Consider the following 21,648-nt stretch of genomic DNA (forward strand, 5'->3'; position numbering starts at 1 on the left):
GCCTGGTAGGTACGGCAATGTTAAAATTCATCCTGCGTCGCTTGCTTGAAGCGCTTCCGACGCTGTTCGTCCTGATCACCATCTCCTTCTTTATGATGCGCCTGGCTCCCGGCAGCCCGTTTACCGGCGAGCGAACCCTGGCCCCGGAAGTGATGGCCAACATTGAGGCGAAATATCACCTCAACGATCCCATTGGTAAGCAATATGTTGATTACCTGTTGCAGCTGGCGCATGGCGATTTCGGCCCTTCGTTTAAATACAAAGATTATTCTGTCAACTATCTGGTTGCGCATGCGTTCCCGGTCTCAGCCAAACTCGGCCTGGCCGCGTTCCTGCTGGCGGTGATACTGGGCGTTACGGCGGGCGTGATTGCCGCGCTGAAACAGAACAGCGTGTGGGACTTCGTGGTCATGGGGGTGGCAATGACCGGCGTGGTGATACCCAGTTTCGTGGTCGCGCCGCTGCTGGTGTTACTGTTCGCCATCACCCTGAAATGGCTGCCTGGCGGCGGCTGGAATGGCGGCCAGTGGAATTACATGCTGCTGCCGATGGTGGCGCTGTCGCTGGCTTATATCGCCAGTATCGCGCGTATCACTCGTGGATCGATGATTGAAGTGATGCACTCCAACTTCATCCGCACTGCACGCGCTAAAGGCTTACCGCTGCGTCGCATTGTGCTGCGACATGCGCTGAAACCCGCGCTGCTGCCCGTTATTTCTTATATGGGACCGGCCTTTGTGGGCATCATCACCGGCTCGATGGTGATCGAGTCGATCTACGGTCTGCCGGGTATCGGTCAGCTGTTTGTAAACGGTGCGCTAAACCGTGACTACTCACTGGTGATGAGCCTGACCATTCTGGTCGGTTTACTGACCATTCTGTTTAACGCGATTGTTGACGTGCTCTATGCCGTTATCGATCCAAAAATTCGTTACTGATTGCGGAGTTCGCCATGATGTTAAGTAAGAAAAACAGCGAAGCTCTTGATGCGTTCAGTGAGAAGCTGGAAGTAGAAGGGCGTAGTCTCTGGCAGGACGCGCGTCGTCGTTTTATCCACAACCGTGCAGCCTTAATCAGCCTGCTGGTGTTGTTAGTGATCACGCTGTTCGTGATTTTTGCCCCGATGCTGGCGCATTTCACTTACGATGATACCGACTGGTCAATGATGTCCTCACCGCCCGATACCACATCCGGTCACTGGTTCGGCACCGATTCATCGGGACGTGACATACTGGTCCGTGTGGCCATCGGGGGTCGTATCTCACTGATGGTGGGCGTAGCGTCTGCGCTGATCGCAGTGATCGTCGGTACGCTGTATGGCTCAGTTGCCGGTTACCTGGGCGGCAAAACCGACTCGGTGATGATGCGTATTCTGGAAATCCTCAACTCCTTCCCGTTTATGTTCTTCGTCATCCTGCTGGTAACCTTCTTTGGCCGCAACATCCTGCTGATTTTTGCCGCTATCGGCATGGTCTCATGGCTGGATATGGCGCGTATTGTGCGCGGCCAGACGCTGAGTCTGAAGCGCAAAGAGTTCATTGAAGCGGCGCATGTCGGTGGGGTATCAACCTGGAAAATCGTGGTGCGTCACATCGTACCGAACGTTCTGGGTGTGGTGGTGGTTTATGCCTCGCTGCTGGTACCGAGTATGATCCTGTTTGAATCCTTCCTGAGTTTCCTGGGTCTGGGTACACAGGAGCCGCTGAGTAGCTGGGGCGCATTGCTCAGCGACGGGGCCAATTCGATGGAAGTGTCGCCGTGGCTGTTGCTCTATCCGGCAGGCTTCCTGGTGGTCACGCTGTTTTGTTTCAACTTTATTGGCGATGGCCTGCGTGATGCCCTCGACCCGAAAGATCGTTAAGGAGTTTCCCGATGACTATTCATGAATTCCAGCCAGCGATGGCGGCCCGCGCGGGAAGCGAACAGCTACTTACGGTCAAAGATTTGCGCGTGACCTTTGGCACGCACGATGGGGATGTCACCGCCGTCAACGACCTGAACTTTTCGCTGCGCGCCGGTGAGACGCTGGGCATTGTCGGCGAATCCGGTTCGGGCAAGTCACAAACCGCCTTTGCCCTGATGGGGCTGCTGGCAAAAAATGGTCGCATTGGCGGCTCAGCGATGTTCAACGGCAAAGAGATATTGAATCTGCCCGAGAACAAGCTCAATAAGCTGCGCGCCGAACAGATTGCGATGATCTTCCAGGACCCGATGACCTCGCTGAACCCCTATATGCGGGTGGGCGAGCAGCTGATGGAAGTGCTTAAGCTGCACAAAGGGATGAACAGCGCGCAGGCGTTTGAAGAGTCGGTGAGAATGCTGGACGCGGTGAAAATGCCGGAAGCGCGCAAGCGCATGAAGATGTACCCGCATGAGTTCTCCGGCGGGATGCGTCAGCGCGTGATGATCGCCATGGCGTTGCTGTGCCGTCCTAAACTGCTGATTGCCGATGAGCCTACCACCGCGCTGGATGTCACGGTGCAGGCGCAGATTATGACGCTGCTCAACGACCTGAAGCGCGAGTTTAACACCGCCATTATCATGATCACACACGACCTCGGCGTGGTGGCAGGGATCTGCGACAAAGTGCTGGTGATGTATGCCGGACGTACCATGGAGTATGGCAGCGCCCGCGATGTCTTCTATCAGCCCGCCCATCCTTACTCGATTGGCCTGCTTAATGCGGTGCCGCGTCTGGATGCGATCGAAGGTGAAACCCTGACCACCATTCCGGGCAATCCTCCGAACCTGTTACGTCTGCCGCAGGGCTGTCCATTCCAGCCTCGTTGTCCGCACGCGATGGATATCTGCACCCAGGCACCGCCGCTGGAACCCTTCGGCAATGGCCGTCTGCGCGCCTGCTTTAAGCCGGTGGAGGAGTTAGTATGAGCACCGTAGCTGAAAAAAGAGTGTTACTGGAAATCGCCGATCTCAAGGTGCATTTCGACATCAAAGACGGCAAGCAGTGGTTCTGGCAGCCGTCAAAAACCCTTAAAGCGGTAGACGGTGTCAGCCTGCGCCTCTATGAAGGGGAAACGCTGGGCGTGGTGGGCGAGTCTGGCTGCGGTAAATCGACGCTGGCACGCGCCATTATCGGCCTGGTAAAAGCTACAGACGGTCGTGTCGCCTGGTTAGGCCGCGATCTGCTGGGTCAGAGCGAAGAGGAGTGGCGTAAAGCCCGCAGCGATATCCAGATGATCTTCCAGGATCCGCTGGCGTCGCTAAACCCGCGTATGACCATCGGCGACATCATCGCGGAGCCGCTGCGCACCTATCATCCGAAAATGGCGCGTCAGGAAGTTAAAGACCGCGTCAAAAATATGATGATGAAAGTGGGGCTGTTACCTAACCTGATTAACCGCTACCCGCATGAGTTCTCGGGTGGTCAGTGTCAGCGTATCGGTATTGCCCGCGCGCTGATTCTGGAGCCGAAGCTGATTATCTGTGATGAGCCGGTGTCCGCGCTGGACGTCTCGATCCAGGCGCAGGTGGTGAACCTGCTGCAGCAACTGCAGCGCGAAATGGGCTTATCCCTGATCTTCATCGCGCACGATCTGGCGGTAGTGAAACACATCTCTGACCGGGTGTTGGTGATGTATCTGGGTCATGCGGTGGAGCTGGGGACCTACAAAGAGGTCTACACCAATCCACAGCATCCTTACACCCGCGCGCTGATGTCTGCCGTGCCGATTCCCGATCCGGACAAGGAGAAGAACAAGCAGATTCAGCTGCTGGAAGGGGAGCTGCCGTCGCCGATCAATCCGCCATCAGGCTGCGTGTTCCGCACCCGCTGTCCGATTGCCGGCCCGGAGTGTGCCAAAACCCGGCCGTTGCTGGAAGGCAGTTTCCATCATGCGGTCTCCTGTCTGAAAGTCGACCCGCTATAATGCAAAACGCCGGGCAAATGCCCGGCGTTTTCTTATCTGATTTCACGCTTACTCACGCCACAGGATATGGCAGAGCTTGTGATCTTTCTCGCGGCATAATAGCACGCGTGCAAAGACGTCGGTAATCGGTTCACCGTCCGCTTCACCCAGCCCAATCACCACCTCGGCGAAAAAGTCCGGGTTCAGATCAAAATCGACATGATCTTTCCAGTCTTCAGACGGATCAAACAGCTCTGCGCCACCGCGCTCTTCGAACTGCAGATTGAAGAGAATGACGTCTGCCGGATCAAGATTGTCGACGGCCAGTTCGAGAAAGATATCGTAGGCTTGTTCCAGCGTTTCATCTTCGGTAAGGCGATTATTTAAATCCATAGTCTGTCCTGTCGGCCTGCGGCCATGTACATAATCTGGCTCGTTTTACAGTAAAGGGCTGAAGAAGTAAAACAGTCGTTCGACGATGCGCTGCCACCACGCACGTTTTGCCCAGCGCTTGCCATCCAGCAGGCGTGATCGGGCGATATAGTCATCCTGAACACAGGCAAGATCGCTGCCAAATCCGGCATCATCTACCACCAGCGTGACTTCAAAATTAAGCCATAAACTGCGCATATCCAGGTTCACGGTGCCCACCAGACTCAGCTGTCCATCGACCAGCACGCTTTTCGTGTGCAGCAGACCATCTTCAAACTGATAGATTTTTACGCCCGCTTCCAGCATTTCGCTGAAGAAGGAGCGGCTGGCCCAGCCGACCAGCAGCGAGTCGTTGTGACGCGGCACAATCACGCTGACATTCACGCCACGCTGCGCGGCCGTACAGATAGCATGCAGCAGGTCGTCACTGGGTACTAAGTAGGGCGTAGTCATGATCAGCTGTTCACGCGCTGAATAGACCGCGGTCAGCAGCGCCTGATGAATCATATCTTCCGGGAAGCCAGGACCGGAGGCGATCACCTGCACCGTGTGGCCGCTCTCCTGTTCAAATGGCATGATGTTGCGATCGGGCGGGGGCGGCAGAATGCGTTTACCCGTCTCAATCTCCCAGTCGCAGCTGAACACAATGCCCATCGCGGTCGCTACCGGGCCTTCCATACGCGCCATCAGGTCAATCCACTGGCCCACACCCGCGCTCTGTTTGAAGAAGCGCGGATCGACCAGGTTCATGCTGCCGGTATAGGCGATGTAGTTATCAATCAGAACAATTTTGCGATGCTGACGCAGATCCATCCGTCGCAGGAAGACACGCAGCAGGCTGACCTTCAACGCTTCTACCACATCAATCCCGGCATTACGCATCATGCCAACCCACGGGCTGCGGAAAAAGTCGACGCTGCCTGCAGAGTCGAGCAGCAGTCGGCAATGAACGCCACGGCGTGAGGCCGCCATCAGCGATTCTGCGACTTCATCTGCCAGACCGCCGGGATGCCAGATATAAAACACCATCTCGATGTTGTGGCGGGCGAGCTGGATATCACGAATCAGCGCCTGCATGACGTCGTCGGAACTGGTGAGCAGCTGCAGCTGGTTACCTTTGACTCCGGCAATGCCCTGACGATGATAGCAAAGCTCAAACAGAGAGCGGGCAACGTCGCTATGCTCGGTTGCAAAAATTTCGCGGCACTGCCTGAGATCGTTGAGCCAGCGGGCGGTCGACGGCCACATAGTGCGGGCGCGCTCCGCACGACGCTTACCCAGATGAAGTTCACCAAACGAGAGATAAGCGATAATGCCCACCAGCGGCAGAATATAGATAACCAGCAGCCAGGCCATAGCGGACGTTACGGCCCGGCGCTTCATCAATACGCGCAGCGTAACCCCGGCAATCAGTAGCCAGTAACCAAATACCAGCAACCAGCTGATCAGGGTATAAAAAGTGGTCATAAAGTGGACATCCCGTTCGCGCTTTCGTCTGGCAAGTTTACGTGCAGATGCCGACTAACGGAACCCTTTATCCCGGACATGCTGATCCGATTTGGCATTACCGCAGAGATCTCTATAATGCCTTCGCACAGGTCTCGCCTGTATGACGCCAGAGAGGAAGTGATGAAACGAAGCAGAAATGAAGTGGCGCGCTGGAGAATGTTACGTCAGGCTCATCGTCGCCGTTCACGCTGGCTGGAAGGCCAGTCGCGACGGTACAAGCGTATTCACAGCATCCGCCATCAGCTTGCGCAGCAGCAGCGTCGATCAATCCTGTTTATTACGCAAATCATCTGAATGATGACGGCGACTTTCAGGCTTCAAAAAATCCCGATTCTGCCATCACCCGTCGCGCCATGGAGTGCTCCTGACGCGACGCGCCCCGATCGCTGACTTCACGCATCAGGCACTCCATGGTGCTGCCCAGCGCGACCGGCCTGCGGTAACCCACTCGATCGTACCATTCGTATGACCATTTACCTGATTTACGCTGATAATAGACCGTGAGCCACGCTGAGCAATTAGCAGGATAACCACTCATGACTTCTATCCTGGGATCGGCAATTGCCGCGATCCGGGATAAGAGCGGAGTGAGGAGAGTAAGAGACTGGCCAGGATAAGTTTTATGCATAATTTGCCCGCGACTGTGCTGTGCATCCATTCAGAAGTTCAACTTACAAGCGCTAAATGTAGACAGCTCTGCCAGATAATTCCTCTTCATGGGTAAAAAAATGACGGGGAGATCATTTTTTTATGCAAAAAGCCGCGTTGAGAAGCACTTTGTGAAGGTTGTACATCTTTAAAATACTAATCTGTACAACTTTACAGTTCTGTAAGTGGCTATTAATTATGAAATAATCAATAATTACGGCTGGCGGGACGATGTTTTGAACAAAATACCTGTACAGGTCGGTCATTTTTGTATAACTTTACTGCATCGGTTAGTAACCTTAAACAAACTTTATGAGGCTCATCCATGCAGACTAACGTTCATATTCCCGCTTCAGTCTCTGATATCACCGCGTATCTGCACAGCGCCGCACAGCCTTCACAGCAGGCTATTCTGGGCTCTGTGGTGTCCGAAATTATCCAGTCTGGCCGCACCCTTAATCGTAAAGCGATCTGCTCGAAATTGATCGGCCGTTTACAGCATGTCACCAGCCCGGAAGAAGAGCAGCATTATCATGCGCTGATTGAACTGATTCTCGATTAAGAGGCCAGCAAGTGGCGGGAAAGCCAGGAAGAGGAAACGTAGCGACCTGGCCCGCTAAGTTTACACGTAAGCCCTGGAAATATTTCCTGATAAGGGCCCGGGATGACTAGCCCGCCAGACGTTGTGCCGACATCATCAGCGTCACGTTCACCAGTTGCAGTGCTGCCGCCAGCACGATTAGCATCACAATCCACTGCTTTTTATTACGCCAGCCCTGGCTGCGCCAGAGATAAACCGCGCCGCCGATAAGGCCGGTAATAATCGCCAGCAGCCCCAGAATGATTATCTGCATCTTTCCTCTCTAAACGATCAAAACAAAAATGGCTTCTGTGCCAGGCACAGAAGCCATTTTGACTGCACTTTTTCTGTCAGAAGACGCGTTTAAACGGCTTCACTGAAACCTGTTTGTAGACGCCCGCAGCAAAGTAAGGGTCATCCTGCGCCCAGGATTGCGCGGATTCCAGTGACGGGAACTCGGCAATCACGGTTGAGCCGGTGAAGCCCGCTACGCCCGGATCGTTACTATCCACGGCAGGCATGGGGCCTGCAATGATCAGGCGTCCCTCTTCCTGCAGCAGTTTGAGGCGCGCCAGGTGGGCAGGGCGCACGGCGTTACGTTTTTCCAGTGACTCTGCAGTATCTTCTGCATAAATGACGTAAAGCACTAAGGAACTCCTGGTTATCAGAATTTTGCAACACGTTAAGGGATTGACGATTAGAGTGCAAACGAAACCTGAGGGCGGTTAATGGCTCAGCATAAAGGGCTAAAAAGCGCTTTTCTGCAGGCGTGATGGCGGGAGTTATTGAAACTGATTGCTATTTGCATTTAAAATCGTTGCTCTATTCAATCACTGCGACTGTTATGACCACGCTGACTATGCCATTACCTAAACGCACGCCTGTTTCCATGTTGATGTCTGTTGCTCTGCATGGGGCCGTGATTGCCGGAATTTTATATGCGTCATTCCAGCAGGTGAGTGAGGTACCCAAAGCGTCGCAGCCTATCAGCGTAACCATGGTCGCGCCTGACGTTCAGCCTGAACCTGCACCGGCCATTGTACAGCCACCTGAACCTCAGCCCGAACCACAGCCTGAACCGGAGCCCCAGCCCGCACCCGAGCCGCCGAAAGCGGAGCCGGTACCGATTCCCAAACCTGAACCTAAGCCAAAACCGAAACCTGAGCACAAGCGGGAGCAGCCAAAACGTGAGGTGAAGCCGCGCCAGGAGCGTAAACCACAGGCCGACCCGTTTAAGCAGGCAGCACCAGCGACGCAGAGCAAACCGGCTGTTGCGCCAAAAGCTACGCCGTCATCCACTGCGTCGGCATCAACGGGCCCGAAAGCGCTGAGCGTGAGCAAGCCGGGCTATCCGCAGCGTGCCAGTGCCCTCAGGATAGAAGGACGAGTAAGGGTGAAGTTTGATGTGGACAGCGACGGACGGGTGGATAACATCCAAATCCTCTCTGCCCAGCCCAGCAATATGTTTGAGCGTAGCGTCAAACAGGCGATGAAAAAGTGGCGCTACCAGAGTGGACAGCCAGGACAGGGACTGACGATGAATATTGTGTTTAAGATCAATGGCGGTGCCAGCCTTGAGTAAAACACAGGGTCAGGCAGAAACCGCCTGACCCGTTACTTATTCGGTATGTTGCTGATTGGCGCGACCGGCGGGAAGAGGACGTGAATTACCCTCATTGTCGACCGCTACGTAGATAAAGACTGCCTCTGTAGCACAGTAGGTCTGTCCAATCGGCTCAGACGACACTTTTTTGATCCACACTTCCACGTTAATCGTCATGGAACTGTTGCCGGTACGGAGACAGCTCGCATGACAGCTCACCACATCACCCACTGCAACCGGCTTCATGAATGACATGCCGTCGACGCGCACTGTGACGACGCGTCCTTCAGCAATCTCTTTCGCCAGGATAGCGCCGCCCATATCCATCTGTGACATCAGCCAGCCACCAAAAATATCGCCATTGGCGTTGGTATCAGCTGGCATGGCGAGCGTACGCAGCACCATTTCGCCTTGCGGCAGTTTATGTTTATCGCCCATTGCTTCCACTTTTTATGCAGGTGAATGCTAAAAAAATGCCCGGCGAGCCGGGCAGATGATTATTTTTGTTCCTGCTGCGGCATCTGTCGCCAGATGTAAAGCCCGCTGAGCAGGGTAAACAGTAAGGTCAGACCGGAGAGACCGAACACTTTAAAGTTAACCCAAAACGCCTGAGATAACCAAAAAGCAACATAGATGTTGACCAGGCCGCAGATCAGGAAGAACAGTGCCCAGGCGACGTTGAGCCTGCGCCAGACTGCGTCGGGCAGCTGCAGCTCTTTGCCCAGCATGCGCTGGATCAGCGTCTGCTGCATAAAAAACTGGCTGTAGAGCAGGGCGGCGGCAAACAGGCTGTAGATCACGGTGACTTTCCACTTAATGAACTCATCGTTGTGGAACACCAGCGTCAGGGTGCCAAAGACGGCCACCAGTACAAAGGTGAAAATCGTCATCTTTTCCAGCTTGCGATAGAGCACCCAGCTGACAACCAGCGCCAGGCCGGTCGCGACAATCAGTGCGCCCGAGGCGACAAAAATGTCATACAGCTTGTAGAAAATGAAAAAGACCACCAGGGGGAGAAAGTCGAGTAGCTGCTTCATAGTTTTTCCATTCAGAGTTGGCTGCAAATGTGCCCGGAGGCACACCGTCAATCAACGTAACAGCATATAGAGCCGATAGAGATAGATAATCAACATCGCTGAAACCACATTGCCAGCCGCCGTGAAAATCACCGAAGAGACATTCAGCGGTAAAACTGTTAGCGAAGAGAAGAACAGCATCACTATCACTTTCGCCAGCAGCCAGAGCAGAATGGCGGGGGCTATCAGCTTCACATTCTTCCAGGCCATCCGCATGCTGGCGCGCATCGCGGCAAAGACGCCCATCTTCTCACTGGCGACCATCACCGGTGCCAGCGACAGCAGCATCGTCAGGAGAATGCCTGGCACCACCAGCACCATAAAGCCCAGCTGCGCCACCAAGGTCATCAGGAAGGTGAGCAGTAGCAGCTTTGGCAGCAGCGGAGCAGATGCACCAATCGCCCGTAGCGCACTGACACGCTGGCCGGAAGAGACCATGGGAATCAGATAGAGCATGCCACCAAGCAGCAGCGTATTCCCCATCAGCGCCGCAAAGGTGCTGGCCGCCGAAGCGCGCAGCAACACCTGCTGCTGTTCCGGTGACATATTCTGCACCATCTCAAACAACGAACTGGCACTGTCATCGCCCTGTTGCAGGATGGCCATCTGATCGGCACCGGGTGTCAGCACATGCACCAGCATGACGGTGATAAAAGCGGCCAGCAGCGACATCAACAGCACTGTAGAGAGTTGATGGCGCGCAAAATTTCCTGTGTCACGGTATAACGATCTTGCCGTGATAGACATGTACTCTCCTTGGAGGAACCGGGTTAATTAACCCGGCGATTGTACATGTTCTGGCAGCTCCGGGGCACCCGGCAGGGCATAACTTTCTGTAATATGAGGTAAAGAGGGTGCAAAAAGGGCAGGAAGACCGTAACGCGCGCGGGCGCGATCGCAGGCTTCGTTATGAATACCGGCTTCACCCGATAGCGTAAACTCGCGACAGGGCGACGGGCGCTGTTCGTAAATACCGCAGGAGACACAGCTGCCAGGTTCGCCCTGCAGCGCAATGCAACGGGGTGCTGCGCTGTTAGTGCCACGCATATTGCGCATTAACAGGCTGAGTGGCTCGGTTAATTCGGTCGGCACCAGGCCGCCCGCATCATCGGCTTCAGCCCAGTAAAATGAGACACGGAAATGGGCGCAGCAGGCGCCACAGCTGACACAAGGGTTAGATATTTCACTCATTTGATCACCCGCCCCTCCCAGGGCATCGAACCAAAATCAACAATGAAGATAAGCAACATAGAGCGGGCAAAATTATTCAGCAAGGGGAATTTTGCTGCGCAAGCCCGGGCGGAAATTGATCCAGATCAATTCATTGTTTTATAAGCACTTTATCTGAAACGTACAGAGTGCAATTTTCTGTAAATCACGTTAAAAAATGGCCAGCAAAAAAGCGACGACGTTCGCGATTTTTACATTAAGCAAAGGAGTGATGATGAAACTGGCAAAATGCGCGATGCTGCTGGCTCTGGCTCTGCCCCAGCTGGCAATGGCCCACGAAGCGGGCGACTTCTTTATGCGGGCTGGCAGTGCTACTGTCCGTCCCACTGAAGGTTCCGATAATGTACTGGGGATGGGTGAGTTCAGCGCATCCAACGACACGCAACTGGGTCTGACCTTCACCTATATGGCCACGGACAACATTGGCGTCGAGTTACTGGCGGCTACGCCATTCCGCCATAAAGTGGGTCTTGGCCCGACCGGCACACTCGCTACCGTGCGCCAGTTACCGCCAACCCTGATGGCGCAATACTACTTCTTTGACAGCAAGAGCAAAGCGCGTCCTTATATTGGCGTGGGTATAAACTACACCACCTTTTACGATGCCGATTTCAACCAGACGGGACGCGATGCGGGCCTGACCGATCTCAGCGTTAAGGATTCCTGGGGTGTGGCGGGTCAGGTTGGTCTTGATTATCAGATTAACCGCGACTGGATGCTGAATGCGTCGGTCTGGTACATGGATATTGATACGGAAGTGAAGTTTAAAGCGGGTGGCGAACAGCAGAACATCAATATGCGTATCGACCCCTGGGTTTTCTTCTTCGGTGCGGGTTACCGCTTCTGATGAGAAAAAGGCCGCTGAATCAGCGGCCTTTTTTTGTCTGTTAAGACGTTATTTGATCTGCATATTGTTGACGACAGACTTCACGCCTGGCACGCTGCGCGTAACCTGAACGGCATGATTAGCCATCTGTGGTGATGAAACAAAACCGCTCAGCTGAACTTTACCTTTAAAGGTTTCTACGTTGATTTCAGTTGATTTCAGCGAGTCATCTTTCAGCAGTTCACCTTTAACTTTTGTGGTCACCACAGTGTCATCAATATAGCCACCGGTTCCCTCTTTGGTTGCGGTAGGCGCACAGGCGCTCAGTGTCAGCGCAACCACGCCAGCCAGTACAGCACCTGTCAGCAGTTTAACGAATTTCATTGCTTTCTCTCCCTGTCACAAAATGGATGCGACGTTACCGTAACGGCGCATTGTCATTGTGGTGCAGATTTTGCAAAAAGGGCAAATAGCGGAATGAAAAAAAGGAAACAAATCCTGCCTTATCGTGTGATAAGGCAGGGTGGCAGAATTAACGGCTGGCGGCTTTGAGTCGGCTGACAAAATTCTTCAGTTCGCTCAGCATCACTTCAGGTTCTGCATGGTGCTTTTCAATGATTCTGACAATCGCAGAACCGGAAATAGCGCCTGCGGCACCGGAAGCGATCGCTTCTTTAACCTGTTCAGGTTCTGAGATCCCAAAGCCCTGCAGCGGCGGCGCGGCGTGATATTCACGCAGCTTGTCGATCAGATGCTTCAGGGGCAGGCTCGCGCGATTTTCGGCACCGGTAACGCCCGCGCGTGACAGCAGGTAGGTGTAACCCCGTCCGTGCGACGCAATCTCACGCAGCAGTTCATCACTGGCGTTAGGCGGACAGATAAAGATAGGCGCTACGCCATGGCGCAGCGCTGCCTGACGAAAAGGCGCAGACTCTTCAACCGGCACATCCGCCACCAGTACTGAATCAACACCCGCTTCCGCACAACGGGCATAGAACTCATCCACGCCGTTAGTGAAGACCAGATTGGCATACATCAGCAAACCAATCGGCAGGTCCGGGTATTTACGGCGGATAGTTGCCAGCATTTCAAAACACTGGCTGGTATTAGTTCCCGCAGCAAAGGCGCGCAACGTCGCGTTCTGAATAGTCGGACCATCCGCCAGCGGATCGGAGAAGGGAATACCCAACTCCAGGGCATCCGCGCCGCCTTCAACCAGCGCATCAATGACGCGCAGTGACAGCTCAGGGGAAGGATCGCCCAGCGTAACAAAAGGAACGAAAGCGCCTTCGTTATTCGCTGACAGACGGGTAAAAAGTTGATTGTAACGTTCCATCAGATTTCTCCCTGCGCTGTCAAAATGTCATGAACGGTGAAAATATCTTTGTCGCCACGGCCAGAGAGATTGACCACAATCAACTGCTCTTTTTCCGGCTCAGCATGAATCATCTTCATGGCGTGCGCCAGGGCGTGTGAGGACTCCAGCGCCGGAATAATACCTTCAGCGCGACACAGCTGTTTAAAGGCGTCCATCGCTTCGTTATCAGTAATGGAGACATATTCCGCACGACCAATACTGTTCAGGTGCGCATGCTGCGGGCCGACCGACGGGAAGTCGAGGCCGGCAGAGATTGAGTAAGATTCCTCAATCTGGCCATCATGGGTCTGCATCATCGGCGATTTCATACCAAAGTAAATGCCGACGCGGCCGTGCTTAAGCGGTGCGCCATGCTCGCCGGTTTCGATACCGTGACCTGCCGGTTCTACGCCGATCAGCTTCACGCTGGGCTCATCGATAAAGTCAGCAAACATCCCGATGGCGTTGGAGCCACCTCCTACACAGGCGAGGATCGCATCGGGCAGGCGGCCCTCTCTTTCCAGAATCTGCTTTTTGGTCTCTTCGCCGATCATGCGCTGAAATTCACGCACAATGGTCGGGAAGGGATGCGGACCCGCTGCGGTGCCAAGCATGTAGTGTGAGGTCTCGTAGCTGCCAGACCAGTCGCGCAACGCTTCGTTACAGGCATCTTTCAGCGTGGCAGAGCCGCTATGAACCGGGATTACTTCTGCACCCATCAGGCGCATACGGAAAACGTTAGGCGACTGACGCTCGACATCTTTCGCACCCATATAGATGCGGCATTTCATACCCAGCAGCGCACAGGCCAGCGCGGAAGCGACGCCGTGCTGACCAGCACCGGTTTCGGCAATGATTTCGTTTTTGCCCATGCGTTTGGCTAGCAGTGCCTGACCCAGCACCTGGTTAGTTTTGTGCGCGCCACCGTGAAGCAAATCTTCACGCTTCAGGTAAAGACGAGTTTTGGTACCTTTCGTCAGGTTTTTGCACAGCGTCAGGGCAGTAGGACGACCCGCATAGTTCTTCAGCAGATCGGTAAACTCGGCCTGAAACTCAGGATCTTTCTGGGCGTCGACAAACGCCTGTTCCAGCTGGCTCAGGGCTGGCATCAGGATCTGCGGAACATACATTCCGCCAAATTCGCCAAAGTAGGGATTGAGTAACGTCATTTTTTATCTTCCTTTCTCGGGCCCGCCGTTAAGCAAGCCAGTCAAATCAGTACGCACGCAGTGTCTGAAACACTGCGGCAATTTTACGGGCATCTTTAATGCCAGGCGCGCTTTCCACGCCAGAGTTGAAGTCCAGTCCGGCACATCCTAACTGGGCGGCTTCAACACAGTTATCTGCGCTCAGGCCACCGGCCAGCAGCACATTGTTCAGGTTCTGACCCTGTAACAGTGACCAGTCGAAACGCTGTCCGGTGCCGCCATCGCCATTATCAAACACATAACGGTCAACATGCGGCCAGTCGCGCGCCGGTAAGGCACCTTCAATGCGCAGTGCCTTCCAGATTTGAATCTCTGCTGGCAGTGCCTCGCGCAGTTCGGCTACGAATTCTGATGTCTCATTGCCATGCAACTGCACTGCTGACAGGGAAAGCGCGGTTGCTTGCGTGACAACGTCACTGACAGAGTTGTTGCGGAATACGCCGACATAGCGCAGCGGCGCGGCGTCAAGCAGGGTTTGCGCCGTGGCGGTATCAATCAGGCGCGGTGAACCTTCAGCGAAGATCAGACCGCCATAGATCGCGCCGGCTTCATAGGCGGCACGCGCATCTTCAGCACGGGTTAAGCCGCACACTTTATTGCTGCCCAGTGTGACGCGACGCACCGCGCCGGTCAGGTCAGCTTCTTCCATCAGGGCAGAGCCAATCAGGAAGCCATTGGCAAAGTGGCTCAGTTCACGGATGTCAGCGTAGCTGTTAATACCCGACTCACTGATGACCGTGACGCCGTGCGACAGGCGTGGCGCCAGCTGGCGGGTACGATTGAGGTCGATAGAAAGGTCACGCAGATCGCGGTTGTTAATCCCCACGACTCTGGCCTGCAGCGCGATAGCCCGCTCCAGCTCCTCTTCATTACTCACTTCAGTCAGAATGCCCATCTTCAGGTTGTGCGCCACGGCAGCCAGCTGACGATATTGCTCATCATCCAGCACTGACAGCATCAGCAGGATCGCATCCGCCTGGTAGTAACGAGCCAGATAGATCTGATAAGGGTCGATGATAAAATCTTTGCACAGCACCGGCTGGGTGATGGCAGCGCTGACAATCGGCAGAAAGGCGAAGTCGCCCTGAAAATACTTCTCATCAGTCAGCACGGACACCGCAGAAGCGTAATGGCGGTAAACCCCGGCAATGGCGGCTGGGTCGAAATCTTCGCGAATCACACCTTTGGAGGGGGACGCCTTTTTACACTCCAGGATAAACGCGGTTCTTGCACCCTGCAGCGCGTCGTAGAAATGACGGCTGGCGGGTTCAATGCTGTTTTGAAAGGTGGAGAGAGGCTGCTGCTGTTGACGGGCTTCAACCCAAATCGCTTTGTCCTGAACAATTTTTTCTAACACGGTGCCTTTCATGATTATCCTCTTGCTGCCAGTGCGACTACACGCTCATAAGCCTGTCCGCTGCGGATAGCGTTAAGCGCCTGCTGTGCGTTTTCACGCAGATCTTCCTGACCGAATACTTTAAGCAACATCGCCACGTTGACGGCGACCGCTTCCTCATGGGCCTGCTGGCCATTACCCTGGAGTAAAGCCGTCAGAATGTCACGATTTTCTTCCGGCGTGCCGCCCGCCAGCGCCTCTTTAGGATGGAAGCCAAAACCAAAGTCTTCTGGCGAGAGTTGATAGCGGGTAATTTCACCTTCACGCAGCTCAGCCACATGGGTCACATCGTGCAGCGCCACTTCATCCATGCCGCCACCGTGAACGACCGCTGCACGCTGATAACCCAGCACTTTCAGTGTCTGCGCAATCGGCATCACCAGCTCCGGGCTGTAGACGCCAATCACCGCCAGTGGCGGACGCGCCGGGTTGATCAGCGGACCTAACACATTAAACAGCGTGCGGGTCTTCAGCTGCTGGCGAACCGGCATCGCGTGGCGAAAGCCAGTGTGATACTGCGGCGCAAACAGGAAGCAGACGTTAAGATCGTCCAGCGCCTGACGCGCACGGTCAGCGGGCATATCCAGATTAATACCAAAAGCGGCCAGCAGATCCGACGAACCCGATTTACTGGAGACGCTGCGGTTGCCGTGCTTCGCCACTTTCAGACCGCAGGTCGCGGCTACAAAGGCGCTGGCTGTTGAGATATTAATACTGTTACTGCCATCTCCGCCGGTGCCTACGATGTCGGCAAAAGCGTAATCAGGGCGGGAAAACGGTTTAGCATCTTCCAGCAGCGCCGTAGCGGCTCCAGCGATCTCTTCCGGCGTCTCACCGCGTACTTTCATCGCGACCAGCGCAGCAGCGAGCTGCGTTGGCTCCAGCTGTCCGGTAATAATGGCGCTGAACAGCTGATGACTCTCTGCCTGATTCAGCGTCTGCGCCTGGTAAAGTTTTTCCAGTGTCTGTTGCATCGTTATTCTCCCTGTTACTTCGCCAGCGCCCAGGCCAGCGTCTGCTCAAGCAGGCGCGCGCCCTGAGAAGTCAAAATCGATTCAGGATGGAATTGAAACCCGCAGACGCGATCGGTTTCATGGCGAACGGCCATCACCATCCCGTTATAACTGGCGTTGACCGTCAGCGCGTCCGGCGTATTGCTGCCCACCAGCGAGTGATAGCGCGCCACCGGCAGCGGATTGCTCAGGCCGTCAAACATCGCCTCGCCGTCATGGACGATAGATGAGGCTTTGCCGTGCAGGATCTCCCCTGCCTGACCTACATGGCCGCCATAGGCTTCGACAATCGCCTGATGTCCCAGACAGATGCCAATAATGGGCAGACGTCCGCGCAGCACCTGAAGCAGCTCCGGCATACAACCGGCATCTTTTGGCGCGCCGGGGCCGGGAGAGAGCATCAGCACCGGATTTTCCATCCGCTGCAGTTGTTCAATAAGAAGTTCAGCGGGCAGGTTATTGCGATAAATCACCACGTTGTGACCAAAGGTCCGCAGCTGATCAACCAGGTTGTAGGTAAAAGAGTCGATGTTATCGAGCAGCAGAATATCGGCCATCAGAAGATCTCCTTGCAATGATGGGCAGTGGCGATAGCGCGCAGCACAGCGCGGGCTTTATTGCGGCTTTCATCCGCTTCAGCCTGCGGAATAGAATCCAGCACCACCCCCGCGCCGGCCTGAACGGTGGCGACGCCATCTTCGACATAGGCCGAACGAATAACGATACAGGTATCAAGATCGCCCTGGGCGGTGAAGTAACCCACCGCACCACCGTAACTGCCGCGACGGGTGCGTTCAGCACCGGCAATCAGCTGCATGGCGCGAACTTTTGGTGCGCCGCTTAGGGTGCCCATGTTCATACAGGCGCGATACGCATGCAGCACATCGAGGTCGGCGCGCAGCGTGCCCACTACGCGGGAAACCAGATGCATCACAAACGAGTAGCGATCGACTTTCGTCAGGTCAGCTACATAACGGCTGCCGGGCACACAGATACGCGCCAGATCGTTACGTGCAAGATCGACCAGCATAAGATGTTCAGCCAGCTCTTTATGGTCAGTGCGCATCTCCAGCTCAATGCGACTGTCGAGATCGCGGTCCAGCGAGCCATCCGCATGGCGACCACGTGGGCGGGTACCGGCAATCGGGTAGATCTCAATCTGACGTGAAGTCGCGTCATACTTCAGCGAGCTTTCCGGCGATGCGCCAAATAGCGAGAAATCCTGATCCTGCATGAAGAACATGTAGGGGCTTGGGTTGCTGTTTTTCAGCGTGTCGTAGGCGGCCAGCGGTGACGGACACGGCAGTGAGAAGCGGCGTGATGGCACGACCTGGAAAATTTCTCCGATGCGAATCGCCTGCTGCATGGTGCGAACCACGTCGCAATACTCTTCATCGCTCTGGCTGGTGTTCAGCGTCATCTGTTCAACCGTCTGAACAGGCAGAGCCGGTGATGGCTGAAGCATCTGTCCATGCAACTGCTCAATCCGGCGCTGCAGGCGCTGGAACTCGCTGGTGGACGGGCAGAAAAGGCTGGCCTGCAAACGCGCACTGCGGGTCTGGTGGTCGATCACCAGTAATGTCTCTGCAAGGTAAAAGCAGTAGTCGGGGCAGCGTTGCTGATTATCCAGATCCGGCAGGGTTTCAAAGCCTGCGACCAGATCGTAAGCAAACAGCCCACCAAGCAGCACGGCTTCGCGCTCGTCAGCAGAGGAGTTAACCAGCTGTGGAATCAGACGCAGTGCATCAAACACCGACAGTGCCTTAAGGCGGGAATCTTCGTCCTGCTGATGATCGGTGGTCTGCGGGAAAGTCAGCTCACGCCCGTCGGGACGAACCTGATTGCTGACGGAGGCAGGCAGAGCCTCATCCAGCAGCGGCAGGACAGCGCGGCCATTTTCGGACAGCGCCTGAATGGTAACCGTATTACCCATGGCGCTGATTCGCAGCGCACTGTCGACAATCAGCAGACTTTTTAAATTGCGCTTGCTGTCGATGTCAGCAGATTCGAGCAGCAGGGTTGCCGGACGTGCGCCGCACAGCTGATGAAACACTGCGGCCGGATCTTCGCGATAGGGCGCATTGCCGGTAATCAACTTCACTGTAGGTTTCGCATTTGGCATGATGATTTCTCTGAATTTCGCTCAAAAAAAAGCCCGCTCGGTGGCGGGCTCAGGTATTAGCACAGCGTTTACGCAAAGTGTGCACGACCCAGTCGCCCGTTTTCAGGAGCATCGCGCCAACCGTTTAAATGCGTGATTACAACAGCCATGATGGAATACCCGTTACGTGTGAACTTGTGTACTAGTTAACGGGTTCAGGGCGGAAATGTCAATAGCCTTTTTCACTGCGCGTTAAAATCGTTATCATGCTGGCCGGTTTAGTTTCAGCAGGAGTTCTCTTGAGCGATATCGCCCGTTTCCCGGTTTATGATTTACACAGTCACACGCGTGCCTCCGATGGCTTACTGACGCCAGCAGCCCTGGTGCAGCGAGCTGTTGAGATGCGCGTGGGCGTACTGGCGATCACCGATCACGACAGCGTTGCAGGGGTAGAGGAAGCGCAGCAAACGGCACTCGACCAGGATTTACCGATAAAAGTGCTGGCAGGTGCAGAGATCTCAACGCTGTGGGAGAACCATGAGATTCACATCGTGGGCCTGAACATTGATATTCGCCACCCGGCGATGGTGACCTTTCTGGCCGGACAACATGCGTGCCGTCGGATGCGGGCAGAAGAGATAGGTGAGCGACTCGCGAAGGCGCGCATCCCGGATGCGCTGGCGGGAGCCATGCGACTCGCGGATGGCGGCATCATTACCCGTGGTCACTTCGCCCGCTTCCTGATTGAGCAGGGCAAGGCGGAGAACATGGCGCAGGTGTTCAAAAATTATCTGGCGCGTGGCAAAACCGGCTACGTGCCGCCACAATGGTGTACAATTAAACAAGCTATTGATGCAATTCATCATTCTGGTGGTTGTGCCGTGCTGGCGCATCCTGGCCGTTACGGTTTATCGGCGAAGTGGCTCAAACGGCTGGTCGCCCATTTCCGCGAAGCGGGTGGCGATGCAATGGAAGTCGCGCAGTGTCAGCAGCCACCGAATGAGCGCACGACACTGGCGCAATATGCCAGAGATAATGAACTGGCCGCATCACAAGGTTCTGATTTTCATCAACCCTGCCCGTGGATTGAGTTGGGCCGCAAACTCTGGCTGCCCGCGGCGGTTGAGCCGGTCTGGGAACGCTTCCCGGATCTGGCGCCCAGCCTGGCAATCACGGAAAGGTGACACGAGGTTTTTATGAGTCAATTGTTTCACATTCATCCGGACAACCCCCAGCCGCGCCTGATTAGTCAGGCTGTCGACTATCTGAACAAAGGCAGCGTCATCGTCTATCCAACCGATTCCGGCTATGCGCTGGGCTGTCGGCTGGAGGAGAAGGGCGCGATGGAGCGCATTTGCCGTATCCGTCAGCTCGACGGTCACCACAATTTCACCCTGATGTGCCGGGATCTCTCCGAGCTGTCGGTTTATTCGCAGGTGGGCAACTCCGCTTTTCGCCTGCTGAAAAACAACACGCCAGGCAACTACACCTTCATTCTTAAGGCAACCAAAGAAGTACCGCGCCGCCTGATGAATGAGAAGCGTAAGACCATTGGTCTGCGTGTCCCCTCCAATCCTGTGGCGCTGGCGTTACTGGAGGCCCTGAATCAGCCGATGATGTCGACTTCGTTAATCCTGCCGGGCAACGATTTCACCGAATCCGACCCGGAAGAAATCCAGCAAACCATAGGCAAGCTGGTCGATTTGATCATCGACGGCGGTACGCTGGGGCAGCAGCCGACCACGGTGGTCGATCTGACAACCGATTCGCCGGAAATCGTGCGTGAAGGCGTGGGCGATACTCGTCCGTTCCTGTAACCAGGTCTGGCTTCAGGCACCGCGTGTTGGTGTCTGAGCCAGATTCGACTCTAGCCAGTTCTTAAACTGGCTGTAAGGAATATAAAGTGACACATCTTTCAGGATCACTTTATTGTTACGACCATTCTTAATCGAGTCAGAATAGCCCACAATAACGCCGCTCAGCGTATCGTCACGGTTATAAACACCGCCGCCAGACATTCCCTGAACCACGCCTGCATTTGAGGCCATGGCTATGCAGGGACTTTTATTCCAGTTATTCCGAATCGCTGTGCGTGCTAAATTAACGCCGGTCGACTCAACCGGCATCGCAGAAATAAAACTGTAGCCATACATTTTAACGGGATCGCCGATATCACCGCTGCGGAATTTAGCCAGCGTTCGGGCATCATTCTTGTGATAAATAATCGCAAGGTCGCAATAAGGGTGATAAGACTTCACGCGCTGCACCGCAGTTTTAGCAACGTGCGCAGCGGTGAGACTATATTCAGGCGTCAGAGGTATGCTGGTGCCCAGTGTACCGAGACCGAGTATCGTCGGAATGCCAGTCACGCTCATATCCACGTGCTGCATCGCCATTCGACTGTACTCAGTGTGGCCCACAGAGCACCCGCTCAGGACCAGTGCAGCAAGCACCGGGCACAGAAACAGGTTTCTCATGATGGTTTTCTTCATTCAGGCATGTCGGAAAATCCCTGGTGAAGATTTTTGACATGCAAGCAGGGTTCATCATTGAACCGTATTAACGCAACAACTCCGGATGCGCCGGTTTATTGGATTAATTTAAAACACGCTTTTTATTAACGAATAACTAAAGTCAGGCTCTGGTGTCGCAAGAACGCTTAATCAAGCGTTTGGCTTTTTTTATTGTGTTGCTGAGATAAAGTGTACCAGCTTAATAGTGTCGTACAATTTATTAAATCTAATAAAAATAAAATATTACGTAAAATAAGGTTTTAAATAAATCTTCCTTAGGAATAATCTGA

At 54.6% G+C, this 21,648-nt stretch carries 25 protein-coding genes, 1 pseudogene and 1 other annotated feature; of the genes and pseudogenes, 10 read left to right on the plus strand and 16 right to left on the minus strand.

The features are described from left to right. Positions 1–17: 17 nt before the first annotated feature. Genes oppB through oppF form a run of 4 tightly spaced genes read left to right on the plus strand, consistent with a single transcriptional unit; the run spans position 18 to position 3,887 of the window. A complete protein-coding gene (gene oppB / locus HZZ01_RS04105) occupies positions 18–938 on the plus strand; it encodes an oligopeptide ABC transporter permease OppB (RefSeq protein ID WP_179895612.1) in 921 nt (306 codons plus the stop codon). Positions 939–952: 14 nt separating this feature from the next. Further along, a complete protein-coding gene (gene oppC / locus HZZ01_RS04110; RefSeq protein WP_179895613.1) occupies positions 953–1,861 on the plus strand; it encodes an oligopeptide ABC transporter permease OppC in 909 nt (302 codons plus the stop codon). 11 nt (positions 1,862–1,872) lie between these two features. Further along, positions 1,873–2,889, plus strand: a complete 1,017-nt coding sequence (locus tag HZZ01_RS04115) for an ABC transporter ATP-binding protein (protein ID WP_090960516.1) — start codon at positions 1,873–1,875, stop codon at positions 2,887–2,889. Then, on the plus strand, positions 2,886–3,887 hold the full coding sequence (oppF, locus tag HZZ01_RS04120) for a murein tripeptide/oligopeptide ABC transporter ATP binding protein OppF (RefSeq protein WP_136196291.1): 1,002 nt from the start codon (positions 2,886–2,888) through the stop codon (positions 3,885–3,887). The genes HZZ01_RS04115 and oppF overlap by 4 nt, the downstream gene beginning before the upstream one ends. A 48-nt stretch (positions 3,888–3,935) precedes the next feature. On the opposite strand, the gene HZZ01_RS04125 is transcribed toward oppF, so the two are convergent. After that, on the minus strand, positions 3,936–4,259 hold the full coding sequence (locus HZZ01_RS04125) for an HI1450 family dsDNA-mimic protein (RefSeq protein WP_003853921.1): 324 nt from the start codon (positions 4,257–4,259) through the stop codon (positions 3,936–3,938). A 45-nt stretch (positions 4,260–4,304) separates the two neighbouring features. Further along, complete coding sequence (cls, locus tag HZZ01_RS04130) at positions 4,305–5,765, minus strand: cardiolipin synthase (protein ID WP_179895614.1); 1,461 nt, start codon at positions 5,763–5,765, stop codon at positions 4,305–4,307. Between the two features lie 162 nt (positions 5,766–5,927). On the opposite strand from cls, the gene HZZ01_RS04135 reads away from it, so the two are divergent. Then, positions 5,928–6,101 (plus strand): YciY family protein, encoded by a 174-nt coding sequence (locus HZZ01_RS04135; protein ID WP_090960525.1) that lies wholly within the window; start codon positions 5,928–5,930, stop codon positions 6,099–6,101. Positions 6,102–6,117: 16 nt separating this feature from the next. Here the strand turns inward: HZZ01_RS04135 and HZZ01_RS04140 are convergent, their stop codons facing one another. Continuing rightward, positions 6,118–6,345, minus strand: a complete 228-nt coding sequence (locus HZZ01_RS04140) for a hypothetical protein (RefSeq protein ID WP_255434106.1) — start codon at positions 6,343–6,345, stop codon at positions 6,118–6,120. Positions 6,346–6,780: 435 nt separating this feature from the next. Between HZZ01_RS04140 and ycgZ the strand changes: the two genes are divergently transcribed. Beyond that, a complete protein-coding gene (gene ycgZ / locus HZZ01_RS04145; RefSeq protein WP_090960532.1) occupies positions 6,781–7,017 on the plus strand; it encodes a regulatory protein YcgZ in 237 nt (78 codons plus the stop codon). A 106-nt stretch (positions 7,018–7,123) separates the two neighbouring features. Here the strand turns inward: ycgZ and HZZ01_RS04150 are convergent, their stop codons facing one another. Both HZZ01_RS04150 and HZZ01_RS04155 read right to left on the minus strand, forming a co-directional pair. Then, complete coding sequence (locus HZZ01_RS04150) at positions 7,124–7,309, minus strand: hypothetical protein (RefSeq protein ID WP_136196287.1); 186 nt, start codon at positions 7,307–7,309, stop codon at positions 7,124–7,126. Positions 7,310–7,385: 76 nt separating this feature from the next. Continuing rightward, positions 7,386–7,682, minus strand: coding sequence for a YciI family protein (locus HZZ01_RS04155; protein WP_090960540.1), 297 nt, complete (start codon positions 7,680–7,682; stop codon positions 7,386–7,388). 197 nt (positions 7,683–7,879) lie between these two features. Here HZZ01_RS04155 and tonB point away from each other — a divergent pair, with 197 nt between their 5' ends. Then, positions 7,880–8,617: a TonB system transport protein TonB gene (gene tonB / locus HZZ01_RS04160; RefSeq protein WP_179895616.1), complete on the plus strand. Its 738-nt coding sequence runs from the start codon at positions 7,880–7,882 to the stop codon at positions 8,615–8,617. Between the two features lie 36 nt (positions 8,618–8,653). On the opposite strand, the gene yciA is transcribed toward tonB, so the two are convergent. From yciA to HZZ01_RS04180, 4 genes are read right to left on the minus strand one after another with little or no spacing between them, the layout of a single operon-like run. Continuing rightward, positions 8,654–9,076 carry an acyl-CoA thioester hydrolase YciA gene (gene yciA, locus HZZ01_RS04165; RefSeq protein ID WP_090960543.1) on the minus strand — a complete coding sequence of 141 codons (423 nt, stop codon included), beginning with the start codon at positions 9,074–9,076 and terminating at the stop codon, positions 8,654–8,656. 59 nt (positions 9,077–9,135) lie between these two features. Further along, on the minus strand, positions 9,136–9,675 hold the full coding sequence (locus HZZ01_RS04170; RefSeq protein WP_090960546.1) for a septation protein A: 540 nt from the start codon (positions 9,673–9,675) through the stop codon (positions 9,136–9,138). Positions 9,676–9,726: 51 nt separating this feature from the next. After that, positions 9,727–10,461, minus strand: a complete 735-nt coding sequence (locus HZZ01_RS04175) for a YciC family protein (RefSeq protein ID WP_179895617.1) — start codon at positions 10,459–10,461, stop codon at positions 9,727–9,729. A gap of 27 nt (positions 10,462–10,488) precedes the next feature. Further along, positions 10,489–10,905: a YkgJ family cysteine cluster protein gene (locus HZZ01_RS04180; protein ID WP_179895618.1), complete on the minus strand. Its 417-nt coding sequence runs from the start codon at positions 10,903–10,905 to the stop codon at positions 10,489–10,491. Between the two features lie 250 nt (positions 10,906–11,155). On the opposite strand from HZZ01_RS04180, the gene ompW reads away from it, so the two are divergent. Continuing rightward, the gene (gene ompW, locus HZZ01_RS04185) at positions 11,156–11,791 is read left to right on the plus strand and encodes an outer membrane protein OmpW (RefSeq protein WP_175501398.1); all 636 of its coding nucleotides are present in this window, start codon (positions 11,156–11,158) and stop codon (positions 11,789–11,791) included. Positions 11,792–11,839: 48 nt separating this feature from the next. Here the strand turns inward: ompW and HZZ01_RS04190 are convergent, their stop codons facing one another. The 6 genes and pseudogenes from HZZ01_RS04190 to HZZ01_RS04220 all read right to left on the minus strand — a co-directional run bounded on the left by HZZ01_RS04190 (position 11,840) and on the right by HZZ01_RS04220 (position 18,866). Continuing rightward, positions 11,840–12,154 (minus strand): BON domain-containing protein, encoded by a 315-nt coding sequence (locus HZZ01_RS04190; RefSeq protein WP_179895619.1) that lies wholly within the window; start codon positions 12,152–12,154, stop codon positions 11,840–11,842. A 148-nt stretch (positions 12,155–12,302) separates the two neighbouring features. Continuing rightward, the gene (trpA, locus tag HZZ01_RS04195; protein ID WP_179895620.1) at positions 12,303–13,106 is read right to left on the minus strand and encodes a tryptophan synthase subunit alpha; all 804 of its coding nucleotides are present in this window, start codon (positions 13,104–13,106) and stop codon (positions 12,303–12,305) included. Further along, positions 13,106–14,296 carry a tryptophan synthase subunit beta gene (gene trpB, locus HZZ01_RS04200; RefSeq protein ID WP_179895621.1) on the minus strand — a complete coding sequence of 397 codons (1,191 nt, stop codon included), beginning with the start codon at positions 14,294–14,296 and terminating at the stop codon, positions 13,106–13,108. The genes trpA and trpB overlap by 1 nt, the downstream gene beginning before the upstream one ends. Before the next feature lie 46 nt (positions 14,297–14,342). Continuing rightward, the gene (trpCF, locus tag HZZ01_RS04205; protein ID WP_179895622.1) at positions 14,343–15,704 is read right to left on the minus strand and encodes a bifunctional indole-3-glycerol-phosphate synthase TrpC/phosphoribosylanthranilate isomerase TrpF; all 1,362 of its coding nucleotides are present in this window, start codon (positions 15,702–15,704) and stop codon (positions 14,343–14,345) included. Between the two features lie 2 nt (positions 15,705–15,706). Then, positions 15,707–17,301, minus strand: a pseudogene (gene trpD, locus HZZ01_RS20935) (bifunctional anthranilate synthase glutamate amidotransferase component TrpG/anthranilate phosphoribosyltransferase TrpD). After that, on the minus strand, positions 17,301–18,866 hold the full coding sequence (locus tag HZZ01_RS04220) for an anthranilate synthase component 1 (protein WP_179895625.1): 1,566 nt from the start codon (positions 18,864–18,866) through the stop codon (positions 17,301–17,303). Before HZZ01_RS04220 ends, trpD begins: the two are co-directional and overlap by 1 nt. Positions 18,867–18,889: 23 nt before the next feature. Next, positions 18,890–18,991 (minus strand) — a sequence feature (Trp leader region). Between the two features lie 120 nt (positions 18,992–19,111). Here HZZ01_RS04220 and HZZ01_RS04225 point away from each other — a divergent pair. Continuing rightward, entirely contained in the window at positions 19,112–20,029 is a 918-nt protein-coding gene (locus HZZ01_RS04225; protein ID WP_179895626.1) for a PHP domain-containing protein, read from the plus strand. Positions 20,030–20,041: 12 nt separating this feature from the next. After that, positions 20,042–20,662: an L-threonylcarbamoyladenylate synthase gene (locus tag HZZ01_RS04230; protein ID WP_179895627.1), complete on the plus strand. Its 621-nt coding sequence runs from the start codon at positions 20,042–20,044 to the stop codon at positions 20,660–20,662. A gap of 12 nt (positions 20,663–20,674) precedes the next feature. Here the strand turns inward: HZZ01_RS04230 and HZZ01_RS04235 are convergent, their stop codons facing one another. Next, complete coding sequence (locus HZZ01_RS04235; RefSeq protein WP_179895628.1) at positions 20,675–21,322, minus strand: serine protease; 648 nt, start codon at positions 21,320–21,322, stop codon at positions 20,675–20,677. Positions 21,323–21,648 lie beyond the last annotated feature (326 nt).

Origin of the sequence: Pantoea sp. WMus005 (assembly GCF_013415305.1) — a bacterium.
GTDB lineage: Bacteria > Pseudomonadota > Gammaproteobacteria > Enterobacterales > Enterobacteriaceae > Pantoea > Pantoea rara.